2 protein-coding genes and 1 pseudogene are annotated in these 3,248 nt (G+C 70.1%); all 3 read left to right on the forward strand.

Annotated features, from left to right (window positions below):
* The first annotated feature begins 199 nt into the window (after nt 1-199).
* A complete protein-coding gene (locus MJ785_RS21225) occupies nt 200-1,591 on the forward strand; it encodes an Hsp70 family protein (protein ID WP_239382584.1) in 1,392 nt (463 codons plus the stop codon).
* Nucleotides 1,501-1,977 carry a hypothetical protein gene (locus MJ785_RS21230; protein ID WP_239382586.1) on the forward strand — a complete coding sequence of 159 codons (477 nt, stop codon included), beginning with the start codon at nt 1,501-1,503 and terminating at the stop codon, nt 1,975-1,977. Before MJ785_RS21225 ends, MJ785_RS21230 begins: the two co-directional genes overlap by 91 nt.
* An 82-nt stretch (nt 1,978-2,059) precedes the next feature.
* Nucleotides 2,060-3,248 (forward strand): annotated as a pseudogene (locus MJ785_RS21235) (hypothetical protein); the annotation flags it as partial.

A 3,248-nucleotide genomic window follows, 5' to 3' on the forward strand; every position in this document is an offset into this window, starting at 1 on the left:
CCGTCGCCCGGCGTGCTGCCGACCGAGATCCGGGATCTGATCCGCCGTTGTTTTGCGGATGGCTATGATCAGCCGCGGCTGCGACCGCCAGCCGCGGAATGGGCCGGTGTGCTGCGGTCGGCTGTGTACTGACCGGCCGGGGTTGCGCCGGGGCCGGAGTCATGACAGGCCAGAGTTGTGAAGCGGGGGAAGAATCGTCGTGGTAAGCGTGGTTGCGGCCATCGATTTCGGCACGCACGGCACCGGATACGCCTGGACCGAGATCATCAAAGACGGGCCGGCGGCGGCGGAGCGCAGTGTGCAGCTGCGCCTGCGCTGGCCGGACGCGCCGGGGTCCTATCCCAAGGATCTCTCCGCGCTCCTGGTGGCGCCGGACGGCAGTGTGGAGAGCTTCGGCCATCAGGCCCGCCGGGCCTGGACCAAGAGGTCCGAGACCAGCGACCACGGTGGCTACACCTACGTCGAGGCGCTGAAGATGGCGCTGAAGGTCGACGGTGCGCACGGCACGAAGCCGCTCGGGGTCGGCGCGCGGTCCATCGACTCGCCGGCGAAGGCGTTCCCGCTCGTGGTCGCGTCCCTGCGGCGGACCTACGAGCTGGCCCTCGCCGACATCGACCGGAGCGGCTACGGCGAGGACCAGATCCGGTGGTGCCTGACGGTGCCCGTGATCTGGGACGAGCAGGAGAAGCAGCTCATGCGGGACGCCGCCGTGCAGGCGGGCCTGCCCGCCGACCCGGCCCGGCTGCTGCTCGCCATCGAGCCGGAGGTCGCCGCGCTGTACTGCCGCATCCACCTAGCCCGGCTCGACGAGGCCCACGCCCGCCACGACCTGCTGCGCGACGGCGGCCGGTTTCTGGTGCTCGACTGCGGCGGCGGAACCGTCGACCTGGTCGCCTACCGTGTCGACCGGGACCCGACCGGTCAGCCTCGCCTCAGCCAGCTCGACCGGGCGACGGGCGGCAAGTTCGGCTCCGAGTACGTGGACGACGAGTTCGTCCACCGGGTGTTGGAGGATCGGTTCGGCGGTCCCGCGGCGCTCGAGCAGATCCAGCGGGACTGCCCGCACGCCCTCCTAGAGCTGCTCGACCGCTGGGAGGAGGCCAAGTTGGGCCTGCAGGCACATCTCGACCCGCTGACCAGGCAGGTGGTCATCGACTCGCCCCCGGTTTCGCTGCCCGTGCCCGGGGACATCCGCGACGTCCTCACTGACGAGGTCGTCGAGCGTCTGCGCGCCCTGTCCGGCAACCGCAACAAAATCGTCGTCGCCGTCGACGAGACGCGGGACGTGCTGGACACCGTGCTCGGGCACATCATCGAGCTGACGCAGGATCAGCTGGCCGCGATGGCCGCGGACGGCCCCGCGGCGGGGCCGGAGCAGGTGCTGCTCGTCGGCGGTCTGTCGGAGTCGACCTACCTGCAGGCCCGGCTCCGGCAGGCGTTCGGCGACAAGGGCCGGCTCGTGGTGCCGCCCCAGCCGGCGGCCGCCGTGCTCGCCGGCGCGTGCACTACAGCTACGACCCCGACGCCATCTACCTGCGCCGGACGAGGTACACCTACGGTTTCGCGCAGGCGATCGCCTTTGATTCGGTGAAGGACGAGGGGCGCAGCACCATTGTGAACGACCACGGCGCCGTTCTCTGCGAGCGCCGGTTCACCGTCTTCGTCCGCAACGGCGACGCGGTGAAGGTCGACGCCGAGCTCCAGAAGGGGTTCGCGCCGCTGCGGCGCGACCAGGACAGCGTGACGTTCACCTTCTACCGGACCCTCGCCCGCGAGCCCCGCTACACCGACGAGCCCGGGTGCGAGCCGATCGGCACCCTCACCCTCGGCCTCGGCGACGCGATGAAACTACCCTTCGAGCAACGCCGGGGGGACGTGGTGTTCCGGTTCGGCGAGACCGAGATCCGCGCCCATGCCGCGGCGAACGACCGGAATCAGCGGCAGACCGTGAACCTGCGCTTCGACGTGAACTACTGACAAGACCGCGAGAGGATCAGCCATGAGTCCGGAACGGCCACCAGCGGACGGCCATGAGCGGTACAGGTCACCGGGGATCGGGATGCCCACGGATCTCATGTCGGATCTGTACGACGTAGCCCTGCGCCTGCTGGACTGCAGTCCCGTCGTTCAGCACATCCAGCAGAACGTGGGCGGTCTGGGACAGGCCGTCGCGGCTCTCCGGCAGGACATCGAGCATCTTGATGACCGCCTGGTCCAGGCGGTCAGCCGGCTCGACGCGCTCAGCCAGCAGCGGACCAGCGAAAGACGCTCGACGGGCGAGCTCAAGGACGCCAGCTATCTGCGGCACGACGACATCATCCGTCGTTATCGGCATCTGGTCGACCAGACACTCGTCGGCATCGCGGGTGCCGTCGCGCACGACGGTCTTCCCGAGACCACCGCCCTCTGCATCCTCACCCGGGCGCTGTTCGAACCTGGCCACGAGGAGTGGGATTTCCCGGCCGTCTGCCGCTGGCTCCATGACAAGGGCCTGCCGAACCACGGCAGCCTGGCGCAGGCCTACGAGCAGGCGTCCTGGGTGCGCCAGGAGGCGCGGGACACCGGGCACGCGCATGAATGGCGCTTCAGAGCACAGCTAGGGATTCCCCTGGACGAAGCCTCCCAACGGCGCTACGACTACCAGGATTCCGCGGGTATCTACGTGGCGGTGGTGCTGGCGCCGTCCTACGTCGTCGAGGGAGAGGTCCGCGTCCTGCAGGTCGTGGAGGTCGTGGAGACGGTGGAGGAGATCCCCGCCGCGGCCCGGCGGGCTGACCCCTCCGCGGGGCGGGCACCGGCGGAGCAGGAGATCATGGCGTCTCTGCAGGACTTCCGGGAGGAGCTGGCCGCCGACATCGACGCGATCCGCCAGCGCATCAATGCCCTGGAGGACGCCTATGGCCACAACGCCGCCACCCCGCCTCCCCAGCCCACCCCACCACCGACGAAGAACGGGACCATCGAACCCCTTTCCGGCGCGGGGTTCCCGCCCGCCGAGCAGCCATCGGGCATCGCCGTGTGCTCGTCCCCTGGGCCCCTATCCAACCCCGGCGCAGCCCTGCGCAGCCGGTTCGAGCGGAGCGGCGTCCAAGCCGACCTCGACGACGCCGTCACCGCCGCCCGGGACGCCGCGGCGGCCACCCCCGCTGACCACCCCGACCGCGCCATGTATCTGTCCAACCTCGGCAGCGCCCTGTGCATCCGGTTTGAGCGGATGGGTGAGCTGGCCGACCTCGACGCCGCAGTCG

The sequence above is a fragment of the Protofrankia sp. CiT1 genome, assembly GCF_917627335.1.
Classification (GTDB): Bacteria; Actinomycetota; Actinomycetes; order Frankiales; family Frankiaceae; genus Protofrankia.